1 protein-coding gene is annotated in these 710 nt (G+C 61.1%); it reads left to right on the forward strand.

From position 1 onward, the window contains the following. On the forward strand, window positions 1–710 hold a 710-nt coding region (locus V6R85_RS26020; protein ID WP_336377359.1), incomplete at both ends, for a sugar phosphate isomerase/epimerase family protein.

The raw sequence follows: 710 nt of genomic DNA on the forward strand, positions 1-710 counted from the left end.
AAGGAACTCGGCTTCGACTGGATCGAGCTCAGCCCGCGCGCCGATTTCCTCGAATGGTTCAAGGCGCCGCGTGTGTTTCCCGAGCGCATCCGGTCCTTCAAGAGGGCTTTGAAGGAGGCCGATGTCGGCATCGCCTCGCTGCTGCCAATGTATCGCTGGGCCTCCAATGACGAGACCGAACGGCAGGCGGCGGTCAAACACTGGAAACGCGCCATCGAGATCGCCATCGAACTGGAGGTCGACACGATGAACTCCGAATTCGGCCGTGGACCGCATCCCGACAAGGGCTCCTGTTATTGCTGCCATACCGGCTCGATGATCGAGGCCTGCGAGGACGCCTGGTGGCGCTCCATGGAAGAGCTGGTGCCGATCTTCGAACGCGAAGGCATCAGCCTGCATGTCGAGCCGCATCCGGAAGACTGGTGCGAGACGCTGCAGCCGGCGCTCGACATCATCCGCACCGTCAATTCGAAGAACGTCAAATTCCTCTATTGCGCGCCGCATACCTTCTATTTCGGCGACGACACCAAGGCGATGCTGCGCGAGGCCAAGGATGTGCTGGCGCATGTGCATGTGGGCGATACCTTCAACCACAAGGCCAGTTCCGGGCTTCGCTACATTCTCAACCCGCCCGGCACGCAGGCGCGAGTGCATCAGCATCTGAATATCGGCCAGGGCGAAGTGCCGTGGGACGACTTCTTCGGCACGCT

The sequence above is a fragment of the Agrobacterium sp. CCNWLW32 genome, assembly GCF_037083425.1.
In the GTDB taxonomy this organism is placed as follows: domain Bacteria; phylum Pseudomonadota; class Alphaproteobacteria; order Rhizobiales; family Rhizobiaceae; genus Agrobacterium; species Agrobacterium radiobacter.